The 21,885-nt window shown below is 61.4% G+C and carries 18 protein-coding genes and 1 pseudogene; 11 read left to right on the top strand and 8 right to left on the bottom strand.

Annotated features, from left to right (window positions below; all coding sequences use genetic code 11):
• Nucleotides 1–48 precede the first annotated feature (48 nt).
• Nucleotides 49–2,961 (bottom strand): aminotransferase, encoded by a 2,913-nt coding sequence (locus CAG02_RS15785; RefSeq protein ID WP_085712734.1) that lies wholly within the window; start codon nucleotides 2,959–2,961, stop codon nucleotides 49–51.
• Nucleotides 2,962–3,140: 179 nt separating this feature from the next.
• Between CAG02_RS15785 and rfbC the strand changes: the two genes are divergently transcribed.
• From rfbC to CAG02_RS15765, 4 genes are all read left to right on the top strand, one after another.
• A complete protein-coding gene (gene rfbC, locus CAG02_RS15780; protein ID WP_085712733.1) occupies nucleotides 3,141–3,686 on the top strand; it encodes a dTDP-4-dehydrorhamnose 3,5-epimerase in 546 nt (181 codons plus the stop codon).
• A gap of 106 nt (nucleotides 3,687–3,792) precedes the next feature.
• Nucleotides 3,793–5,601, top strand: coding sequence for an ATP-binding protein (locus CAG02_RS15775; protein WP_085712798.1), 1,809 nt, complete (start codon nucleotides 3,793–3,795; stop codon nucleotides 5,599–5,601).
• Entirely contained in the window at nucleotides 5,598–6,983 is a 1,386-nt protein-coding gene (locus CAG02_RS15770; protein ID WP_085712732.1) for a sigma-54 dependent transcriptional regulator, read from the top strand. Before CAG02_RS15775 ends, CAG02_RS15770 begins: the two co-directional genes overlap by 4 nt.
• Complete coding sequence (locus CAG02_RS15765; protein ID WP_085712731.1) at nucleotides 6,980–7,435, top strand: YiiD C-terminal domain-containing protein; 456 nt, start codon at nucleotides 6,980–6,982, stop codon at nucleotides 7,433–7,435. Before CAG02_RS15770 ends, CAG02_RS15765 begins: the two co-directional genes overlap by 4 nt.
• Before the next feature lie 15 nt (nucleotides 7,436–7,450).
• Here CAG02_RS15765 and cysQ read toward each other — a convergent pair whose 3' ends face one another.
• Together cysQ and nudE are read right to left on the bottom strand one after the other, a co-directional pair.
• Complete coding sequence (gene cysQ, locus CAG02_RS15760; protein WP_085712730.1) at nucleotides 7,451–8,284, bottom strand: 3'(2'),5'-bisphosphate nucleotidase CysQ; 834 nt, start codon at nucleotides 8,282–8,284, stop codon at nucleotides 7,451–7,453.
• 5 nt (nucleotides 8,285–8,289) lie between these two features.
• On the bottom strand, nucleotides 8,290–8,856 hold the full coding sequence (gene nudE / locus CAG02_RS15755) for an ADP compounds hydrolase NudE (protein WP_085712729.1): 567 nt from the start codon (nucleotides 8,854–8,856) through the stop codon (nucleotides 8,290–8,292).
• An 88-nt stretch (nucleotides 8,857–8,944) separates the two neighbouring features.
• Here nudE and yrfG point away from each other — a divergent pair, with 88 nt between their 5' ends.
• Nucleotides 8,945–9,607, top strand: a complete 663-nt coding sequence (yrfG, locus tag CAG02_RS15750; RefSeq protein ID WP_085712728.1) for a GMP/IMP nucleotidase — start codon at nucleotides 8,945–8,947, stop codon at nucleotides 9,605–9,607.
• A 41-nt stretch (nucleotides 9,608–9,648) separates the two neighbouring features.
• Here the strand turns inward: yrfG and lysM are convergent, their stop codons facing one another.
• Nucleotides 9,649–10,089, bottom strand: coding sequence for a peptidoglycan-binding protein LysM (gene lysM, locus CAG02_RS15745; RefSeq protein ID WP_065257779.1), 441 nt, complete (start codon nucleotides 10,087–10,089; stop codon nucleotides 9,649–9,651).
• Nucleotides 10,090–10,226: 137 nt separating this feature from the next.
• Here lysM and CAG02_RS15740 point away from each other — a divergent pair, with 137 nt between their 5' ends.
• The 4 genes from CAG02_RS15740 (at nucleotide 10,227) to CAG02_RS15725 (ending at nucleotide 15,081) form a co-directional block, all read left to right on the top strand.
• Nucleotides 10,227–11,114: a LysR family transcriptional regulator gene (locus tag CAG02_RS15740; RefSeq protein ID WP_085712727.1), complete on the top strand. Its 888-nt coding sequence runs from the start codon at nucleotides 10,227–10,229 to the stop codon at nucleotides 11,112–11,114.
• 92 nt (nucleotides 11,115–11,206) lie between these two features.
• The gene (fdhD, locus tag CAG02_RS15735) at nucleotides 11,207–12,046 is read left to right on the top strand and encodes a formate dehydrogenase accessory sulfurtransferase FdhD (RefSeq protein ID WP_085712726.1); all 840 of its coding nucleotides are present in this window, start codon (nucleotides 11,207–11,209) and stop codon (nucleotides 12,044–12,046) included.
• Nucleotides 12,043–14,391: an FdhF/YdeP family oxidoreductase gene (locus CAG02_RS15730; protein WP_085712725.1), complete on the top strand. Its 2,349-nt coding sequence runs from the start codon at nucleotides 12,043–12,045 to the stop codon at nucleotides 14,389–14,391. Before fdhD ends, CAG02_RS15730 begins: the two co-directional genes overlap by 4 nt.
• 210 nt (nucleotides 14,392–14,601) lie before the next feature.
• Nucleotides 14,602–15,081, top strand: a complete 480-nt coding sequence (locus CAG02_RS15725) for a glycine zipper domain-containing protein (protein WP_085712724.1) — start codon at nucleotides 14,602–14,604, stop codon at nucleotides 15,079–15,081.
• 63 nt (nucleotides 15,082–15,144) lie between these two features.
• Here CAG02_RS15725 and CAG02_RS15720 read toward each other — a convergent pair whose 3' ends face one another.
• The 4 genes from CAG02_RS15720 to CAG02_RS15705 all read right to left on the bottom strand — a co-directional run bounded on the left by CAG02_RS15720 (nucleotide 15,145) and on the right by CAG02_RS15705 (nucleotide 19,759).
• Nucleotides 15,145–15,576, bottom strand: coding sequence for a thioesterase family protein (locus CAG02_RS15720; protein ID WP_085712723.1), 432 nt, complete (start codon nucleotides 15,574–15,576; stop codon nucleotides 15,145–15,147).
• A gap of 31 nt (nucleotides 15,577–15,607) precedes the next feature.
• Nucleotides 15,608–16,831, bottom strand: coding sequence for a 3-hydroxyacyl-CoA dehydrogenase (locus CAG02_RS15715; RefSeq protein ID WP_085712722.1), 1,224 nt, complete (start codon nucleotides 16,829–16,831; stop codon nucleotides 15,608–15,610).
• 109 nt (nucleotides 16,832–16,940) lie between these two features.
• Entirely contained in the window at nucleotides 16,941–18,869 is a 1,929-nt protein-coding gene (locus CAG02_RS15710) for an ATP-dependent DNA helicase RecQ (RefSeq protein WP_085712721.1), read from the bottom strand.
• 386 nt (nucleotides 18,870–19,255) lie between these two features.
• The gene (locus CAG02_RS15705) at nucleotides 19,256–19,759 is read right to left on the bottom strand and encodes a polysaccharide deacetylase (protein ID WP_085712720.1); all 504 of its coding nucleotides are present in this window, start codon (nucleotides 19,757–19,759) and stop codon (nucleotides 19,256–19,258) included.
• Between the two features lie 303 nt (nucleotides 19,760–20,062).
• Here CAG02_RS15705 and CAG02_RS15700 point away from each other — a divergent pair, with 303 nt between their 5' ends.
• A complete protein-coding gene (locus CAG02_RS15700; RefSeq protein WP_085712719.1) occupies nucleotides 20,063–20,344 on the top strand; it encodes a hypothetical protein in 282 nt (93 codons plus the stop codon).
• A gap of 102 nt (nucleotides 20,345–20,446) precedes the next feature.
• Nucleotides 20,447–21,574: pseudogene (locus tag CAG02_RS15695) on the top strand (hypothetical protein).
• Nucleotides 21,575–21,885: the final 311 nt, after the last annotated feature.

The following is a 21,885-nucleotide window of genomic DNA, read 5'->3' as shown; positions in this document are numbered from 1 at the left end:
TAACGATTAATACCGATAGAAATCGGTATTAATCGGACTGCCGCTGGCTCAGAGGCCTTCTTCCAGCACCTTCGACAGCATGTCGACAAAGAAATCCACGCTCTGACGCGAAGTGACCATCGGCGGTTTGATCTTGAGGATGTTCAGGTCATCGCCGGTCGGCTGCATGAAAATCCCCAGCTCCCGCAGGCGATCGCACAGCAGCGTGGTTTCTTCGGTCGCCGGCTCCAGGGTCTGTCGATTACGGATCAGTTCGACCCCCAGATAGAACCCCGAGCCATGCACCGCACCGACCAGCGGATGTTTATCGATCAACGCCTCCAGCCGCTGTTTGAAGTGACCGCCGACGACCCGGGCATTTTCCCAGAGCTTTTCTTCTTCCATGACATCGAGCACCGCCATGCCTATCTGGCAACTCACCGGGCTGCCGCCGGCGGACGAGAAGAAGTAGCCCTCGGCCTCCAGTGCTTCGGCGATTTCCCGACGGGTGATCACCGCGCCCAGCGGCTGGCCGTTGCCCATGCCTTTGGCCATGGTGATGATGTCCGGCACCACACCCTGCTCTTCGAAGCCCCAGAAGAAGTGGCCCATGCGCCCGTAGCCGACCTGCACCTCATCGGCGATGCACACCCCGCCCCGGGCGCGCACCAGTTCATAGACTTTTTTCAGGTAGCCCGGCGGCAGCGAAATCCCGCCCGCATTGCCGTAGACTGGCTCGCAGATGAACCCGGCCAGTTGCCGTTTCTGTTCGTCGATCTTGGCCAGATTGTGTTCAACGCTGCGCACATAGTCCGGTGCCGAATCGAGGCCACGGAATTCGCCGCGATAGATATTCGGCGCAGTCACCGGGTGCACCCAGTCCGGACGGCTGCTCAGGGCTTGCGGGTTATCGGCAATCGACGTCGATACCGCGTCCGCACCGACCGTCCAGCCGTGATAGGCCTCCAGCACACTGAGCATGTCGCGACCGCCGCTGTAGGCCCAGGCCAGACGGATTGCCAGATCATTGGCCTCGCTGCCGCTGTTGACCAGGAACACCCGGTCCATGCCTTCCGGCGCCAGTTTCAGCAACCGCTCGGAAAATTCCGCGACCGCCGCATAGTTGAAGCGCGAATTGGTGTTGAGCAGCGACCACTGTCGGCTCGCGACCGCCGCCATGCGCGGATGGCCGTGCCCGAGCACCGCGACGTTGTTGAGCATGTCGAGGTAGGAGCGGCCCTGCATGTCGATCAGGTGATTGCGCCAACCGCGTTCGATGCGTGGCGGGTCGACGTAATAGTGTTTTTGAGTGCGGGCGAAACTGGCGTCGCGGCGGGCCAGCAGGGTTTTCGCGTCCAGTTCCGGCTCGGCGTCGCAGGCCAGGCCCAGCAGCGCTGCCGGTGATGGAGACAGCGCCTGCCACGCCGACGCGCGGGTCGGCGTGCAGAACAGCGGCGCTTCAAGGTGCACATCGCGAACCAGTTGCACGATCAGCGGACCATCCACCGTCCCCAGCACCTGTCCTTTGACCAGCGCCGCACCGCCATGCAATGACGGCGTCACGCCCCAGAGGCGCAGGCTCAGTTGCGGGCCGTCGAGTCGCAGTGCACCGTCAGCCGACAGGTGCAGAACGCCGGCGAACGGCGCTTCGACCGCTGTCCCTTGAGGCACACGCAGCTCAACGTGCAACGGGAACGTCTCGGGCTCATCGGCGCTGTCAGGCCGGGTGCGGGACAAACGATACTGCCCGTATCGACTGGCAGCCAGGCCATGGATCGCGGCGGCTTCATTCAAAAGGCGTTGATCGATGCCTGGCTGTTCCCAGTTACCGGCCTCGAAATGCGCGCTCAACACACCCAGATCGATCAGCGCGAACTCGCGCCCGACCAGCCCCGGCAACAACGGCACGAAGCCTTCACTGTCGATGGCCGGCAATGCCTGCCCGACCGCCGAGAGAATCGCCCCCCCCATCAACGCCAGCGGTACCGACGTCGCGACCCGGAAGATTTCCCACTCATGGGTGAGGTTGTCTCGGCTGTAGGTATTGCCCGGATCGATGCTGACCTGTTGCTCGCCACTGAGCACCAGCACCGCCGCCCGCGCCACGATCAGCGGCCACAGCGCCTGCAATTCTTCGGGTTGCAGCGGATTGACCGCGTGATAGGCCTGTACCGCCGGCAGGATCACGAACGGATCGCCCCCGGCGTGATGCAGCAACGCTGCACAGGTGACCGACAGATCGGTGATGCGCCAGGTACGCACCAAGTCACCGAAATCGATGACACCCTGCAACTGCCAGTGCCGCCGGGCATCACGCTGCCAGACCACGTTGTCATCGGTGATGTCCATGTGGATCGCCTGTACCGGCAACTTTTCCAGCAACGGTTGCAGACGGCGACGGGCCTGTTCGGCGGCCTCTGCGATCAATGCGCGCTGGTGCTGATCCTTGATCACCGGCAACAGATGCTCGATCAACGCACTGGCGTGGCGTGCGTCCCACTGCAAGGTGCGCTCAAGTCCCGGATGGTCGAACCCGGCCAGGGCCAGGTCCATTTCGCCGCAGAGTCGGCCGAATCCGGCGACGACTTCGTGGCCAAGATGATCGAGTGCTGTCAGTGGCTGACCTTCGATGTAATCGAGCAGCCGCACGTGCACCGCTTCACCGCCGATCTCCAGCGACAACAGGTCCTGGCCGTCATTGGCCGGGATGACCCGGGGAACGTGGACATCGCCATGTTCGGTCAGATACTTCAGGCCGGCGTGCTGGGCCTGCAACTCCACCAGTGAATAGTCGCCCCGGCAGATCTTCAGCACGAACCGCCCACGCTCACTGTCCACGCGAAAGTTGAGGTCCTGCTGACTGCCCAGTGCCTGCAACGTGCCGTCCAGCCCGTAATGCTGCGACAGTACCTGCAAGGCCTGCTCTGCAGTGACCTGTGGGCCTGGAAGACTGGCGCGGTGAATCAACGTGGCGAACGACATGGAACGACCCCTGAAATTTTATTAGGCGCCTATATCGCCACTGCTTCGGGCGATAAGCAACCCCCGACCATCCGTCCCTCGTGCGCTGTGTGGCGGGCATATTTGCAAGTCTGCACTCGCGCCCACCGGCACTTTGCGCAAGAATGTCGGCCATCCACACCCGCCACTGGAAAATTTTCATGAATGTAATCACCACCGACCTGCCCGGTGTTCTGATCATCGAACCCAAGGTATTTGGTGACGAGCGCGGCTTCTTCTACGAAAGCTTTAATGCCAAGGCTTTTCAAGACGCAACCGGCCTGGATACACAATTTGTTCAGGACAACCATTCCCGCTCGCAAAAAGGCGTCCTGCGCGGTTTGCATTACCAACTGGAAAACACCCAGGGCAAACTGGTCCGCGTCACGGCCGGTGAAGTGCTCGACGTGGCCGTCGATATCCGTCGCAGCTCACCGCACTTCGGCAAATGGGTTGCCGTACGTCTGTCCGCCGACAATCACCGTCAGCTATGGGTACCGGAAGGCTTCGCCCATGGTTTCGTGGTGTTGAGCGAGTTCGCCGAATTCCTCTACAAGACCACCAACTATTACACCCCGTCCGCGGAGCGCAGCATTCGCTGGAACGACCCGGATCTGGGTATCGACTGGCAGTTGGACGAAGAGCCGAAACTTTCGGCCAAGGATCAGGCAGCGGCCTTGCTCAAGGACGCCGACGTCTTTTCCTGAATGCCTGTGTGAAACTTCAGCGGGACTGCGCACCCGACAACGGGTGCGCAGACTGCGACTGCAAGCCTAGGCATAATGTGCCTGTATCCACAGGCGCCCGATGCTCATGACTCCGACTCTTCCCCGCCGCCCCCGATGGCGCAGCCTCGCCCTGCTGGCCCTGTGCCTGGCCCCGCTGCTGTGGCCACTGGAGCATCTGGCCGAGCGCTACTACCGCAGCGAACTGATCGGGCAGAACCGCCAGACGCTCGACCTCTACGTTGCCAACCTCCTGGGCACCCTGCATCGCTACGAAGTGCTGCCACAGATTCTCGGGGATCTGCCGGCCCTGCGGGCGATCATCGGAGCGCCGGACGATGGCGTCACCCAGGGCAACGCCAACCGCCTGCTGAAAAACATTGCCGCCCAGACCGGCGCTGAAGTCATGTACCTGATGGACACCTCCGGCCGTACGCTGGCAGCGTCGAACTGGGACAAGCACGACAGTTTCGTCGGGCGCAATTTCTCGTTCCGGCCCTACTTCAGCGAAGCCATGGCCGGGCGCCTTGGCCGCTTCTTCGGCCTTGGCACCACCTCTGCCAAGCGCGGCTACTTCTTCGCCGCGGCCGTGCGCAACGGCGAAAAAATCATCGGCGTGCTGGTGATCAAGGTCGACCTCGATCACACCGAAAGTCTGTGGGGCAAAACCCCGGAGCAACTGTTGGTGACCGATCACAACGGCGTGGTCATCCTTACGTCGCGTCCGGAATGGCGCTTCCGCTCGACCCGCCCCTTGAGTGGCGACGAACGCTCGGCAATTACCGCGATCCAGCCGTATCCGACCCGCGAGCCGCGTCCATTGAACCTCAGCCCGAGCGCCTGGCTGACCCAGACCCGGGACATTGAAGAAACCGGCTGGAGCGTCAGCATTCTTGCGCCGCGCACGCTGATCGACCGTCCGGTGCGCACCGTGGTGGCCGTCGGCGGCGCCACGTTGCTGGTGGTCATGCTGTTGCTCGGGCTGATGATGCAGCGCCGCCGTCATTATCTGGAAAGGATCGCTTTCGAAGCCAAGGCGCGACGGGAACTCGAAGGCCGGGTCGCCGAACGCACCAGCGATCTGGAAGGACTCAACCGGCGTCTGAAACAGGAAGTGCTGGAGCGCGAACAGGCCCAACAGGAACTGGTGCGCGCCCAGGACGATCTGGTGCAGGCCGGCAAGCTGTCGGCGCTGGGCACCATGTCGGCAAGCATCAGCCACGAACTCAATCAACCGCTGGCGGCGATCCGCAGTTACGCGGAAAACGCCGAAGTGCTGCTGGACCATCAGCGCACCGACGACGCTCGCGGCAATCTCAAGTTGATCAGCGAACTGACCGGACGCATGGCGTCGATCATCGCCCACCTGCGCGCTTTCGCCCGCCGCGATCGACACGCCCCGGAGAGCGTCGCCCTGCAACCGGCGCTGGACGACGCATTGGCGTTGCTGGCCAAACGTCGTCGGAGCATGGATGTGGAGCTGATCCGCGACCTGCCCGCTGCAACCTTGTGGGTCGAGGCCGGGGAAACCCGTCTGCGCCAGGTCCTCGGCAACCTGCTGGCCAACGCCCTCGATGCCCTGACCGAGAAAGGCCCGCCGCGCAAATTGTGGCTGAGTGCCGAATCCACCGGCGAGGGCGTCAATCTGTACATTCGCGACAACGGTCCGGGTTTCTGCATGGAAGCGCTGGGCCGAGCCAGCGAGCCGTTTTACACCACCAAGACCCGCACCCAGGGGCTTGGTCTGGGGTTAGCCATTTGCGAAACCCTGATGCGCGCCTTCGGCGGTGAACTGTCGTTCGCCAACCACAAGCAAGGTGGCGCCTTGATCACCCTGCGGCTGCGCGCCGGCGCGCCCGGGGTCAGCCTGCAACCGTCTGAGGATCGAAGTGCATGACCATCGACAACCGCATTCAGGTGGTGCTGATCGACGACGATCCGCACCTGCGTCAGGCCCTCGGCCAGACGCTGGATCTGGCCGGCCTGAAAATCCTTCCCCTGTCCGAAGCCAAGGGGCTGGCCGCCCAACTGGAGCGTGACTGGCCGGGGGTGGTGGTCAGCGACATTCGTATGCCTGGCATGGATGGTCTTGAGTTGCTCCATGAACTTCACGCCCAGGATCCCGAGCTGCCCGTGCTGCTGATCACCGGCCACGGCGACGTGCCGCTGGCCGTGCAGGCCATGCGCGCCGGCGCCTACGACTTCCTGGAAAAACCCTTCGCCAGCGACGCCCTGCTCGACAGCGTGCGCCGCGCACTGGCCCTGCGCCGTCTGGTGCTGGACAACCGCAGCCTGCGCATGGCCCTGAGCGACCGCAACGAACTGAGCGCCCGACTGGTCGGCCACTCGGCCCCGATGTCACGCCTGCGCGAGCAGATCGGCGCACTGGCCGCGACCAAGGCTGACGTCCTGATCCTCGGCGAAACCGGTGCCGGCAAGGAAGTCGTCGCCCGCGCCCTGCACGATCTGTCGAGCCGGCGTAACGGCCCGTTCGTGGCGATCAACGCCGGGGCACTGGCCGAGTCGGTAGTGGAGAGCGAGTTGTTCGGTCATGAGCCCGGCGCCTTCACCGGCGCGCAGAAGCGCCGGATCGGCAAGTTCGAATTCGCCAATGGCGGCACGTTGTTCCTCGATGAAATCGAAAGCATGAGCATGGACGTGCAGGTAAAACTGCTGCGCATGCTGCAGGAGCGAGTCGTCGAACGCCTCGGTGGCAATCAGTTGATCCCGCTGGACATCCGCGTCATCGCCGCGACCAAGGAAGACCTGCGCCAGGCTGCCGATCAAGGACGGTTCCGGGCGGACTTGTATTACCGCCTCAACGTCGCGCCACTGCGCATCCCGCCACTGCGTGAACGCGGTGAGGACGCGCTGGTGCTGTTCCAGCACTATGCCGATGAAGCCAGCGCTCGCCACGGTCTGCCGCCCCACGAGCTGCAACCGGCGCAGCGGGCGCTGCTGCTGCGTCACTCCTGGCCGGGCAATGTGCGGGAATTACAGAACGCGGCGGAGCGTTTCGCCCTCGGCCTGGAACTGGCGCTGGACAACTCTCAACCCGACGGCAGCGGCGCGACCATCGAAGTCACCAGCGGTGGCCTCAGTGAACAAGTGGAACATTTCGAGAAGTCCTTGATCGCCGCCGAGCTGGCCCGCTCGCACAGCTCGGTGCGCAGCCTCGCCGAAGCCCTGGGCATTCCGCGCAAGACCCTGCACGACAAACTGCGCAAGCACGGGCTGAACTTCGCCGACAGCAGCAACCATGGAGACGAATCCGAATGAAGCACGACAGCCAATATCTGGAATCCGTCCTCCATCACGACATCCCGCTGACCCGGGACATGGGTCTCAAGGTGCTCGACTGGCACGAACAGCAACTGCGCCTGCACTTGCCGCTGGAGGCCAACGTCAATCACAAGAGCACCATGTTCGGCGGCAGTCTGTATTGCGGCGCGGTGCTGGCCGGCTGGGGCTGGCTGCATTTGCGTTTGAAGGAAGAAGGCATCGACGACGGACACATCGTCATCCAGGAAGGACAGATCAGTTATCCGCTGCCGGTGACCGGCGATGCCATCGCGATCTGCCCGGCGCCGAGTGCGGCCGTGTGGAAGAAATTCCTGGCGATGTATCAGCGTTACGGGCGGGCTCGATTGACCCTGCAGACGCGGATCGTCAATGCGGGCAGTGATGAGGAGGCGGTGACCTTCAGCGGGCAGTACGTGCTGCACCGCTGAGGTGTGGAAATGTACTCAGGAGCGGGCCAGTTCCAGCAGCTTCGAGCGCCACGCCGCTTTTGCTGGCAGCGCCAGGAAGAACTCGTTCAGCAGTGATTCCCGCGCCGGGTAGCAGAACGCTTCACCGTTCAACCCCAACACCTCGCCGCCCGCGCCTTCCAGCACGCCTTGCGCCGCCGCCGTGTCCCACTGGGATGTCGGCGCCAGTCGCGGATAGCAGTCTGCCGCACCTTCGGCCAGCAGACAGAACTTCAATGAGCTGCCGATATTGGCCAGTTGCAACTCTCCAAGGCTTGCACTCAAACCAGACAGCAAGCGTTCCTGCTCCGGGCTGGAATGACGGCGGCTGGCGACCACAGTAAATGCCTCGCCTGGCCCCGGCACGTCACGCACCTGAATCGCCACCGGCGTGCCACCCGTATCGCCACGCCAGGCTCCAAGCCCGGCACCGCCGACGTAGAAACGTCCGTTGGTCGGCATCGAAACCACCCCGAACACCACGCGGCCATTTTCGATCAGGGCAATGTTGACGGTGAACTCTTCGCTGCCGCTGATGAATTCCTTGGTGCCATCCAGCGGATCCACCAGCCACCAGCGCTGCCAGCCGGCGCGCACACTTTGCGGGATGTTGGCGTCTTCTTCGGACAATACCGGGATGCTCGGATCCAGCGCCGTCAGGCCAGCGACGATCACATGGTGCGCGGCGAGGTCCGCAGCGGTCACCGGCGAATCATCGGACTTGGCGGTGACCGCCACATCGGCGCGCCAGAACGGCAGGATCGCCTCGCCGGCCCGCAGCGCCAGTTCAACCACCGGCGCCATCATCGGATGGGGAAAACTCATCGACATCTCACTCATGACTGGAAAACGCCGCGCTGGGTCAGCAGATCGCGGGCCAGGTACAACGCCGCCAGGGCACGACCTTCGGAAAATTGCGGATTTTGCGCCAATGAAGAGAGATCCCGCAGGTTGACCTTGTCCACCCGCATTGGCTCCGGTTCATCGCCTTCCAGTCGTTCTTCGTACAGATCGCTGGCAAGCACCACCTGGATTTTCTGGCTCATGTAACCGGGGGACAACGACAACTCGGTCAGGTGCTCCAGCTGCCGCGCGCCAAAGCCGGCCTCTTCCTTGAGCTCACGCTCGGCCGCCGCCAGCACATCCTCGCCCGGCTCGATCAAGCCCTTGGGCAGGGACAATTCGTACTCGTCGGTACCGCCGCAGTATTCCTCGACCAGCACCGCATGCTCGGCATCGAGCATGGCCACGATCATCACCGCGCCATAACCGGCGCCCTTGCCCACCAGCCGCTCGTAGGTACGCTCCACGCCATTGGAAAAGCGCAACTTCAGCTCTTCGACACAGAACAGACGGCTGGTGGCGACGATTTCCCGGGCGAGTACGGTTGGTTTCTGGCGCATGCAAAGCTCCTTGGCGTGAACGCGCTACTATAACGCGGCTTTTCCGATTGTTTGTGTCGGATATCTTTCTACCGTTCGAGACGTTGCCATGCCTTCATTACCGTGGTCCGACATCGATACCGTTCTGCTGGACATGGACGGCACGTTGCTGGATCTGCACTTCGACAACCACTTCTGGCTGGAACACCTGCCGCAGCGCTACGCCGAACTGCATGGCGTGAGCCGGGCCATGGCGGAAATGGAATTGCAGCCATTGTTCGAGCGCCATGCCGGTCAATTGCAGTGGTATTGCCTGGATTTCTGGAGCGCGGAGCTGAAGCTGTCGGTGCGTGAGCTGAAACTGGAAACCGCCCACCTGATCGCCCTGCGTCCGGACGCCGACACTTTTCTGGCCGCGATCAAACGGGCCGGCAAACGCGTGGTGATGATCACCAATGCGCACCGCGATTCACTGTCGCTGAAACTGGAACGGGTTGAACTGGCGCCCTACTTCGAGCGGCTGATCAGCTCTCACGATTACGGATTCCCCAAGGAGAACCCGCAGTTCTGGGACGCCTTGCAGGCCGATATCGGATTCGACCCGGCGCGCAGCCTGTTCATCGACGACACCTTGCCGATCCTGCGCAGTGCGCGGGATTTCGGGGTGGCGCATCTGTTGGCGGTAAAGGAACCGGACAGTCGCAAGGGACCGAAGGACACGGCGGAATTTGCGGCGGTCGAGGATTATCGGGATTTGATCAGCGGACTCTGAACGTTGCAGGAGCTGCCGAAGCAGCTCCTGCAGGTGTGTTGTTAATCAGGAATACGCAGCGTCTGCCCCGGATAGATCTTGTTCACATCCTTGAGCATTGGCTTGTTGGCCTCGAAGATCTTGTTGTACTGGTTGGCGTTGCCATACACCGCCAGGGAAATCGCGCTGAGAGTGTCGCCCTTTTTCACCACCACAAAACGTGCGGCGGCCACCACCGGCCCGGTGACCGTGATCTGGTCATCGACACTGCCCACGCCTTCGATATTGCCGACGGCCAGCAGAATCTTCTCTTTCTCTTCCTGACTCGCCACCTCGCCAGTGACTGTCACCTTGTCGCCATCCACGGTGGCCTGGACATTCGGGTTACCCAACCCGACCTTGCTGATGTGTTCCTTCAACTGCTCACTGGCATTGGCGTTGCCGGGGGTCAGCAGGTCGATCAGCTTCTCACCCGCCTCTTTTACAAAGCTCAAAAGACTCATAGCGCACACTCCTTGATTTAAGTTCCAGACGCCCAAGCCTAGACCACCCCGAACCCCGCCGGTTCCGGCCCGACCAATGACCCTGCCCCCGCGCAAGCGGTAGAATCGCCCACCCTTGCCAGCGCCCCGGAGCGAAGATGGACATCAAGCAGCTGAAATTCCTCATCGCCCTCGACGAAACCCGCCACTTCGGCCAGGCCGCCGCCCGCTGCCATATCACCCAGCCGACCCTGTCGATGCGCCTGCGCAGCCTCGAAGAAGAACTCGATCTGCCGCTGGTCAATCGTGGGCAGCGCTTCGAAGGTTTTACCGCGCCAGGCGAACGAGTGCTGGCCTGGGCCCGTACCGTGCTGGCGGCTTATGACGGCTTGCAGGCGGAAGCGGCTGCCTGTCGCGGCAACCTGATCGGCACCCTGCGCCTGGGGGTCGTGCCGCTGTCGAGTTTCGATCCGCTGCCGCTGATGCAACGCCTGCACGCTGCACACCCGGAGCTGCGCTTCGAACTGTCGGCGCTGAGCTCCGAGCAGATCCTCGAACAACTGGCGGACAACCGGATCGACATCGGCGTGTCCTATCTGGATCGTCTCGACAACGAGCGTTTCGAATCCCTGGCCTTCGACGAAACCCGCATGGGCCTGCTTTACGATCAGCGCTCCTTCAGTTTCGGCGAAGCACCGCTGAGCTGGCAGGCGCTGATCGAACTGCCGCTGGGCATGCTCACCAGCGGCATGCACTTTCGCCAGTCCATCGACCACAACTTCCACAGCCGTGGCCTGACACCGCAGCCACTGTTGCAAACCGACGCCGTGCACCAATTGTTACAAGCTGTGCACGGCGGATTCTGCTGCGCGATCATGCCGCTGGACGGAGGTCTCGAAAGCCTCACCGATCACCTGCGGCTTCAGCCAATCGAAAACGCCCAGACCCTCGCCCGGCTGGGCCTGATCATGCGCCGTGGCGCCCCGCGTTCGGCGCTGGCCGAGGCCTGTTTCGCGCTGTATCAGAAATCGCCAGCGGCCGCTTGATCGACGGCATCTATCGATAGATCGACACTAGCGATTAGACGCGACAAGTTGCCGCGCCTAGTCTTAACGTTGATCAATCCGTCGGTGATGCCATGAACGCCAAGCGCCCGGCCTGCGCGGCGCCTGCACTCGAAACGCCCGCGCCCGCCGCCAGTCAGACCTACAGCTACAGCGACCTGCCCCTGGCGGAGTCGGCCAGCACCGCGCTGGCCGAGGAAGTTGCGCTGGCGATTGCCTACAACGGCATCAGCCAGGCCGTGATGCTGGTGACACCGACCGACCTCGAAGACTTCATCGTCGGCTTCAGCCTCGGCAGCGGCATCATCGAAGACGCCACCGACATTTATGACCTGCAACTGACCGGCTCAGGCTCGGCGCAGTACGCCCAAGTGACCATCGCCAATCGCGCCTTCTGGAACCTCAAGCAACAACGTCGGCAACTGGCCGGCACCAGCGGCTGCGGTTTATGCGGCGTGGAAGCGGTGGAACAGGCGTTGCCCGATCTCAAGGTCTTGCCCGGCGCGCCTTTGCCGCCGGTCGAATGGCTCGACGGTCTGCGCCAGCGCATCGGCGCGTTCCAGCCGCTCGGCCAGCATTGCGGCGCAGTACACGCGGCAGTGTTCATGAATGCCAGCGGTGAATTGCTGCTGGGCCGTGAAGACATCGGCCGGCATAACGCCCTCGACAAACTGATCGGCGGCCTGATCCGGCAAAAGATATCCACAACCGGCGGCCTGGCGATTGTCACCAGCCGTTGCAGTCTCGAATTGATCCAGAAAGTCCTGCGCGCCGGGATCCAGACCCTCGTCAGTCTGTCCGCACCCACCGGCCTCGCCGTGCAGTGGGCCCGTCGCCACAACCTCAATCTCATCCACCTGCCGCAGAAGAACGCGCCGCGGGTGTATAGCCCAGAAATGGAGAAGCACCCGTGAGCCAACACCATCAAGCCGACCAGAAACCCGTCCCGCGCTACAAGCCCTACAAGGGTGCCGCCGGCGGCTGGGGCGCACTGATCAGCGTGGCCCAGGCCTGGTTGACCAGCGACAACGCGCTGAAAAACCTGCGCATGATGCTCAAGACCAACCAGAACGGCGGCTTCGACTGCCCGGGCTGCGCCTGGGGCGATTCGCCGGAAAGCGGCATGGTCAAGTTCTGCGAGAACGGCGCCAAAGCGGTGAACTGGGAAGCAACCAAGCGTCGGGTGGACGGCAAATTCTTCGCCAAGCACAGCGTCACCGCTTTGCTGGAACAGAGCGACTACTGGCTCGAGTATCAAGGTCGCCTGACCGAGCCGGTGGTGTATGACGCCGAAACCGATCGCTACAAACCGATCAGCTGGGACGATGCCTACGCCCTGATCGGCAAACACCTGCAAGCGTTGTCGAGCCCGGACCAAGCCGAGTTCTACACCTCGGGGCGCGCCAGCAACGAAGCGGCGTATCTGTATCAGCTGTTCGTCCGCGCTTTCGGCACCAACAACTTCCCCGACTGCTCGAACATGTGCCATGAGGCCAGCGGCGTGGCGCTGGCGCAAAGTGTCGGCGTCGGCAAAGGCACGGTGACCTTCGACGACTTCGAACACGCCGATGCGATTTTCGTCTGGGGCCAGAACCCCGGCACCAACCATCCGCGCATGCTCGAACCACTGCGTGAAGCGGTGAAACGCGGCGCTCAGGTGGTGTGCATCAACCCGCTGAAAGAGCGTGGTCTGGAACGCTTCCAGCACCCGCAGCACCCGATCGAAATGCTCACCAACGGCGACAAACCGACCAACACCGCGTATTTCCGCCCGGCACTGGGCGGCGACATGGCGGTGCTGCGAGGCATGGCCAAGTTCCTGCTGCAATGGGAGCGGGATGCGCAGAAGGCCGGTGCACCAGCAGTGTTCGATCACGACTTCCTCAATGAACACAGCGTCAACGTGCTGGAGTACCTCGGCGTCGTCGATGACACGCCGTGGGAGCAGATTGTTGCCCAGTCCGGCCTGACGCTGGTGGAAATCGAGCAAGCGGCTCGCATGTACGCCAAAGGCAAGAACGTGATCATGTGCTGGGCGATGGGCATCACTCAGCACCGCCACTCGGTGCCGACCATCCAGGAAATCGCCAACCTGATGCTGCTGCGCGGCAACATCGGCAAGCCCGGCGCCGGTCTGTGCCCGGTCCGTGGCCACAGTAACGTGCAGGGCGACCGCACCATGGGCATCAACGAGCGTCCGCCGGTGGCGTTCCTCGATTCCCTGGAACGGCGCTTCCAGTTCAAGGTGCCGCGCCACAACGGGCACAACGTGGTCGAAGCGATTCACGCGATGGCCGAAGGTCGCGCCAAGGTGTTCATCGGTCTGGGCGGCAACTTCGCCCAGGCTACGCCGGACAGCCCGCGCACCTTCCAGGCCCTGCGCAACTGCGACCTGACCGTGCAGATCAGCACCAAGCTCAACCGCAGCCACCTGGCCCACGGCAAGGACGCCCTGATCCTGCCGTGCCTGGGCCGTACCGACATCGACATCCAGACCGAAGGCCCGCAGGCCGTCACTGTGGAAGACTCGTTCAGCATGGTGCACGCCTCCAACGGCCAGTTGCAGCCGCTGTCGAACCAGATGCGCTCCGAGCCGTCGATCATTGCCGGCATCGCCGCCGCGACCCTGGGCAGCAAACCGGTGGACTGGAACTGGCTGGTGGCCGACTACCGGCGCATCCGCGAACTGATCGCCGACACCATCCCGGGCTTCAAGGACTTCAACGAGAAGGTCAAGAACCCGGGCGGCTTCTACCTCGGCAACAGCGCCGGCGCACGCAAGTGGAACACCACGTCGGGTCGGGCCAACTTCAAACCGAACATGCTGCCCAAGGACCTGATTCACGAGCGCACCCGCGCCACCGGCAAACTGCCGGACCTGATCCTGCAATCGATGCGTTCTCACGATCAGTACAACACCACGATTTATGGCCTCGACGACCGTTATCGCGGGGTGAAGGGACAGCGTGACGTGCTGTTCGCCAACGAGGCGGACATCATTCGCCTGGGCTTCAAACCGGGGCAGAAGGCAGACATCGTGTCGCTGTGGGACGATGGCCGCGAGCGTCGGGTGAAGGGGTTCACGCTGCTGGCGTTCGATATTCCGGCGGGTCAGGCAGCTGCCTACTATCCAGAGGTGAATCCGCTGGTGCCGCTGGAAAGCACCGGGGACGGCAGCCATACGCCGACGTCGAAGTTCATCGCGATCCGGTTGGAGGCGGCGAGTGAGTCAGGGTTGATCATGGCCAAGTCGGCCTGATACAAAACTTTTCTGCGCTCACAAAAAAGGCCGCTTTTGCATAAAAGCGGCCTTTGTGAAGTAGCTAAAGACCGGCCAAAATCGGTTAAGTTCCACCCAAAAATCAGTAACTTGCATAATTGTATACAAGTCGTGTTATTCGTCGGATTTCGATTGTCAGCCTTGTTACACAGCCTCAGGATCGCGCCGTCATCCCTTTGAGGCTCCTCTATGAAGTTCTCCCAGATTCTCTTGTTGTCCCTTGGCCTGGTCAGTGGCTTCGCTTCTGCCGGAGGCACCACCGAAGCAGGTGTGGGCGGCGCATTGGGCGGGGTTCTTGGCTCGGTCGTCGGTCAATCTTTGGGCGGCAGCACAGGTTCAACCATTGGCGCGGCCCTGGGCGGCGCGGGTGGTAGCGCGGTTGGCGCCAACAAACACAGCCGTGGCGAAGCCGCCATTGGCGGTGCGCTGGGCGCAGCCGGCGGTAACGTGGTCGGCCGCAGCATGGGCGGCACCACCGGCAGCCTGATCGGCGCCGCAGCAGGTGGCGGTGCCGGTGGCGCGCTGGGTAACTACATGGGTAACGAAAGCAATCGCGAAGACCGTCGTTATGATCGCGGCCGTGATGATCGTCGCTACTACCGTGACTACCACCATGGTCGCGGCCATGCCTACGGCCATCGCAAGCATCACCGCTACTACCGCGACTGAGGCCTGACCTCGTTGCCGGTACAGCCAGATCGCAGCTCCCCCGAGCTGCGATTTTTTTGCCTGTCAGATCGCCAGGCGTTCCAGCGCCCCGCGCAAACCCGCAGGGATCGCCACCGGCTGGTTCGACGCCCGATCAACGAATACATGCACGAAGCGTCCCGCCGCACAGGCTTCATGCTCGCCAGCCTTGAACACCGCCAACTCGTACTGCACTGAACTGTTGCCCAGTTTGCCGACCCGCAAGCCGACTTCGATCAAGTCCGGAAACGCAATCGAGGCGAAGTAATCGCAGGACGAACTCACCACAAACCCCACCACCTCGCCATCGTGGATATCCAGGCCACCGACCTGAATCAGGTAGGTGTTCACGGCCGTATCGAAAAAGCTGTAGTAGGTGACGTTGTTGACGTGACCGTAGGCATCGTTGTCATGCCAGCGCGTGGTGATCGGCTGGAAATGCGGGTAATCGGCGCGTTGCGGCATCGGGTTGGACATCAGTGTCGATTCCTTGAGTGATCGGCCCAGTCTAAAGGTAAAAACCCTTTCCTCGCGCCGCCAGCTCGCCAATCAATTGGGCCGGCCGCCATTGATCGCCCTGTCGGGTCTCCAGCGCCAGCAGCCGCTTGTGAATATCTGCCAGCCCCTGATCGTCCGCCCAGGCCATCGGCCCGCCCCTCTCCGCCGGGAAGCCGTAGCCATTCAGGTAAACCTGATCGATGTCATGGGCCGATTCGGCAATCCCTTCCTGCAGGATTTTCGCGCCCTCGTTGACCAACGCCAGAAGACAACGCTCAAGGATTTCCTCGGAGCCGATGTCACGGCGATGAAACCCCAGACCTTCGCTGACGCTCAGCACCAGCGCATCCACCTCGGGGTCATGCTCGGCCTGACGACTGCCGGGCTCATAGTGGTAGTAGCCGTTACCGGACTTCTGTCCGAACCGCCCCAGCTCGCACAAGCGGTTATCCACCTGAACCTCTGGTGCATCCTGGCCCTTGCCGGCCAGCTCACGGGCACGCCACTCCAGATCGATGCCGACCACGTCGTACATGCGAAACGGCCCCATGGCAAAACCGAAGCCCTGCAACGTCGCGTCGATCTGCTGCGGCCAGGCACCCTCGAGCAGCATCTTTCGTGCTTCAAGCACATAAGGATGAAGCATGCGATTGCCGATAAAACCATGACAGTTGCCCGACACCACGCTGACCTTGCCCATGCGCTTGCCCAGCTCGAGTGCCGCTTCCAGCACGGCTGGCGAGGTTCGCGCGCCACGGACGATTTCAAGCAATTTCATGATGTGCGCCGGACTGAAGAAATGCAGGCCCAACACTTGAGCCGGGCGTCGTGTCGCGGCGGCAATTGCATCGATGTCCAGCGCCGAGGTATTGCTCGCCAGCAGCGCCTCCGGCTTCAGCAAGCCATCGAGCTCACGGAAGATCTTCTGCTTGAGCTCGAGATTCTCGTACACCGCTTCGATCACCAGATCGACATTGCGGATCGCCACATAATCCGCCGCCGCGCTGACCCGGGCGATTCGCGCATCGGCCTCGGCCTGATCGATCCGCCCCTGACGCACGTTATGCGCATAGGTATCGGCCACCGCCTTCAGCGCCTGCTCGAGCATCTGTGGATTGTTGTCGACCCATTGCACTGACACGCCGGCGTTGGCCAGGCACATGACAATGCCGCGGCCCATGGTGCCGGCGCCGATCACGGCGGCCTGGCGGATTTCGAAGGATGTCTGGCTCATGTTGTTCTCTTGTTGGAGATCCAAAGACAGCCTTCACCATAGTCAGCCACCGGGCATTTTTGAAGTTTATTGCCGTGATGATCGACATTCAGCAGATGGATTCGCCGCTTCAGAGTTGCGCCTGAGCCCAAGTCCGCACGTCTGCGTAGGGATACTCCTCAAGCGCCGCATACCCGGCAATCGTCCGCGCCTTGAGCCTGGTGAACAGCGGCACACTGATCCCGCACAGAAACCGCGTCAGCCGCTCCGCCGAAGGCGCACTGCCGGTCTGTTGCTTGTGCCTGTGGATAAAGTCGTCGCACAACGCCGGGAAGCTTTTATCCACAAGCGCCGGCAGTTCTGGAGGCGCCGGCAACCGGGCAATCTGCCCGTGACACACCGAGCAATGCCCGCACTGCTCGGGGGCGTTGTGATCACCGAAGTACTCCGCCAGTCGATAGCCCAGGCATCGCTCAGTGGCGAACAATTCGAGCATCGCGTGAATCCGCGCCACTTCGGTCTGTTCGTGGCGGGAGAAGTAATCATGCAGCTCGCCACTCAAGACCTGGCTGTCGAAGCTGCTGTGCAGCACGTTGTAGACCTCGGTCATCTGTTTGCTTTCCAGCTCGACCCAGCCCTTTTCCTGGAAGTAATCCAGCGCCCTCACCACGTGGTTACGCTCAGCGGAATATTGCGTGTACATCGCCTCGAAATTCACCGTGGCCCAGGTCCGTGCGCGGCTCGAGGTCTGGATGATCGCCGCGACGAAATCCCTGCGCTCACCCTCGAAACGCTCAAGCAACACCTCGGGTTCCAGCAGGTACTTGAAGCGGTATTCGGCGTAGTACGCGTATCGCGGGGCAATCAGCCCTCGCAGCTCCAGTTGCACCAGCAATGTCTTCAATGGCAGCGCACGGATGTTGCTCTGATCCGCCAGCGGCCCGAGCAAAAACTCCCACTGACCTTCAGGCGCAGCGGCCTGCAACTCGTCCAGCACATGGCGAATGCCATCGCGCTCCGGCGTGTCGCCGTAGACGAAGTTTTCCAGCACATTGAGGCTGTCGCGGTTGGCCAGCACCAGGCAGTCGGACGGTTGCCCGTCACGCCCGGCACGGCCGATTTCCTGGCTGTAGTTTTCAATGGATTTGGGCAGGTCGAAATGCACCACGTTGCGGATGTCGCTCTTGTCGATACCCATGCCGAACGCGATGGTGGCGACGATGCAATTGGACTGCCCGCCCATGAAGCGCTTCTGGATCGCTTCCCGTTGTTCGTGAGGCAGCCCGGCGTGGTAAGCCTCGGCCTGAATGCCATTGCGCCCCAGATGCTCGGCGATGTGTTCGGCGGTTTTTTGCAGGGTGACGTAGACGATGCTCGGCTGATCCGCCCGCTCGGCCATCCACTGCACCAGCCGTCGCCGCTTGTCCTCACCGCGCACCGGCTCCACCAGCAGATTGAGGTTGGGCCGGTAGAAACCGGTGGTCACCACATCCTCGGCGGCGATAGCGAATTTCGCCTGCATGTCGGCGATGACTTTCGGCGTTGCCGTGGCGGTCAGCAGCAGGGTCTGCGGGATGCTGAACTGGCGCTGGTAGTCCGGCAGCTTGAGATAATCGGGCCGAAAGTTGTGGCCCCACTCGGAGATGCAGTGCGCCTCATCCACCACCAGCAGCGAGATCGGCACCTGCTGCAAAAAATTGCGAAAACGCTCGTTCTTCAAGCGCTCGACGGAAATCATCAGGATCTTCAGCTCACCCGAACGGGCGCGGGCCATCACATCATTGGCATCTTCGCGGCTTTGTGCCGAGTCGATGCTCCCCGCCGAAATGCCGTGACGCCGCAAGAATTCGAGCTGGTCCTGCATCAGCGCCAGCAACGGCGAGACCACCAGCGTCAGGTGTGGCAGCAGGAGAGCCGGCACCTGGTAGCAAAGGGATTTGCCGGAGCCGGTGGGAAAGATCGCCGCCGCCGAACGCCCGGCCAGCACAGCGCTGATTGCCGCTTCCTGACCGGGTCGAAACTGTGGATAACCGAAAACCTGTTCCAGGGTGTTGTGCATTCGCTGTCACTCCGTTGACCGCTGTGATGCCAACAGCCTAGCGGGCGATCGCAGCGAATCGAGAAAAGGTCGGGGGGCAAATCGATACGGGATGATACAGCGTCGGCGGTCACGCCACGGGATCAATCAAATGAAACACTTTGTTCATCGCCGTGTGAATCGACCTGAAGGTAATGTCCGTCACGCCTCGAGCCAGGACGGCCGATGCCCATGGATTTTTATCAAGGAGTGAACATGTCGAACCGTTTGAAACTGCCCTTGGCCCTGATCTTTGCATCCCTGTTACTGAGTGGATGTACGCCCTCTCCCGACAACTTCCCACCACCCTGGGCGTCCGCCGTGACAACGGGTGAAACCTCTTCGGCCTGACACCCGCAAAAGCAGCTTTATGGCCTCAACACGGCCACCCGCAGTTGCTCATCCAGTACCCGCTCATGCACGTTCAGGCTCTTGCTTGCCCATTGTGCATGGGCCGGGCTGATATCACCGGTGAATGCCGCCGCCAACTGGCGCAGATCGGCGACGCTGCGCACCCGTGGGCAAAACGCTTGTTCATCACAGTTCTGACTGGCATTGCGATAGGTGTTGAGCAGGCGATCCCACAGACCGTCACGCACTTGTCGGATCGACTTGAGCTGCATTTGCTGCACGCCCAGTCGTTGCTTGAGTTCCTGCTCATTCAGCGCTTCGCTGGCCAACAGGGCCTTTCCGAAGATCAGCACTTCAGCGCGGGAGGCCGTATCGATGTTGTCCTGACTGGTGAGCGCGTCCGGCCAGCCACTGCGTTCCAGATTGGCAAGCGCCAGTCCATTGCCCGTATCGGCGGCCACTGCCACGCGACAACCACTGGCCCACAGCAAAATGATCGAGGCCATTCGTAGCCACTGCATACCTAATTCCCTTTAAGCGTGTGTCGGACGTCTGGAAACGCCCTACGGATTCTGGCGCGCACCATACAGAGGTTTAAAGGGAATCGCCCGACAAACACGTGGGAAATTTCGCTGATCAGGGTTTGGCTGTGAAAAAGCCTGGAAAACGCGTAGGGCAAATGCCCGAACCCCGGAAAAACCCCTACGAATTCTGTCCATCGTGGCTGTCTTGTTCCGCTTGAGGACGCCCTTCTATAGTGGCCGGCGCGACTGAAAACACTGTCTCAGCCCGCCAAAGCGACTTCGTAAAGGACACACCCGATCATGAACATGTTCAAACCGCTCAACACCCGATATCGCTCACTCACAACCAGCCATAGCGAAACGCCCGTGCTGGTCATTGATACCGAAGCGAGCCATCGCGATCTCCTCGATGCCGCCGAACAGCGACTGCGTGCAGCCAACAACCTGCTGGAAACTCTTTACTGCCTGTGTTTCAAACAGGCCGATGTGAAAGACATCCCCAACATCGTCAATGCGCTTTATTTATTGACCCAGGACGGCTGTGACTTGCTGGAAGTTGCCAGGCAACGAATAAACAATTGACGCCGCTCGCCAAACTTACAAAGTTCGCAACAACACTTCGCTTCCATTACTGCAAAGTTCGGAACTAGCCTGTTTGCTCTTTCATCAACCAAGAGCAACAACATGACTACGCTGACTATTTTCTTTTGCGGTACAGGTTCCACAAAGTTTGATAATGCCCATGAAAACTATTGGGATGGTGAACTGGTTTCCACACTCGCCTCCCATCACGCCGGTCGCGAGTTTGCCGAATGGATCGTGGTCGATGGGCCCGGCACCAGCAACCTGCAGGCCGATGATCTGTTCACCAAATCCAAGGACTATGGCCTCAGCGGAACCCTGTTCGGCAAGGGCTGGGAGGAAAACGTCCAGCACGCGATGAACATCATCAAAGGTAAGTGCGACTGGCAGCGCGAGCAACTGACCGAAGCGGAATACAACCGCCTCAAGGCTGCCGGCATTCCGATTGAAGATGTAAAGGTCGAGCGTACCTGGCTATGGCGTAAATACAATTACGGCTAGCGCAGCATCAAGCAACAGGAGTTACAGGAACAAATAATTAAAATGTTCCGTAAGGACGGTGTCATTCCAACAAAGGTCAATCTGGTGGGCTGGAGCCGTGGCGGCATTAGTTGCCATATGCTGGCCAATGCCATGTTCAACGACAGTGCGCTGAAAAACATTCCGGTCAATATCTTCGCCATTGATCCCGTGCCCGGTATCGGTAACTTTCAGGAACACCGGGTAAAGCTCAACTACAACGTGAAAGAGTACGTGGGCTTTTATGCACGAGACGAACGCTCCAAGGGTTTCAGCTGCGTCATCCCGCAAACCGCAACCGGCACCAAAACCAGCATCTTCCCCATGCCCGGGCGTCATGCCACCCTGGTCGGCAATGCTTCTGCCGATGGCGTCAGTGGTCCGAAGGTTGTAGCCGAACCTGGCCTGATCGTCCGTCACTTTGCCGAGGTGTGCCTGAAACGCTGGGGCACCGTGCTCGACAAGAACCTCAACCTTACTGACGCCGACCTTCGAAACCACACCGCCACCATCGTCAACGCGGCAGCGAAATACAAGGCCATGGAGAAGTGCTCCTACACCTGGTTCACCGAACTGGACCAAGGCGAACGCTACGTGTCGCTGGGCAGCAAAGGCGTCCCGTTCTCGACGGTGAAAGGCACGATCTACACCCCGGTGACCGGGCTGACGACGAGTGTGCTGGATGTTGAGGCGTATCGGGCGATTCGTTGAAAACCATGATTGATCTGTAGGAACGGCCTGCTCGAATCTGCATCCCGTTCCTACACGCAGCGGCGCCTTGTCTTCTATCGGCGCCGTTAGGTCGAAACCTATAGTTGTGACTGTCGCTGCCAATTCAGCGGCTCGGGCTTGGTCACCCGATTGGATCATGCATTCGCGTCCGCTGTATGCTGCCGGCACTCAATTGCCAGCAGCGTTATGGTGGCTGTGTTTGGGACGCTTTCGAGCGTGCCGGGTATGTGCATGATCCTCACCGGTTGACCAACCCGAACACAGTCGCCTCCAGTCGCTTGGTCACGATT

Origin of the sequence: Pseudomonas sp. R43(2017) (assembly GCF_002112345.1) — a bacterium.
Taxonomy (GTDB): domain Bacteria; phylum Pseudomonadota; class Gammaproteobacteria; order Pseudomonadales; family Pseudomonadaceae; genus Aquipseudomonas; species Aquipseudomonas kribbensis.
Note: the sequence above shows the minus strand (reverse complement) of the source record. Positions and strands in the feature narration are given on the sequence as shown.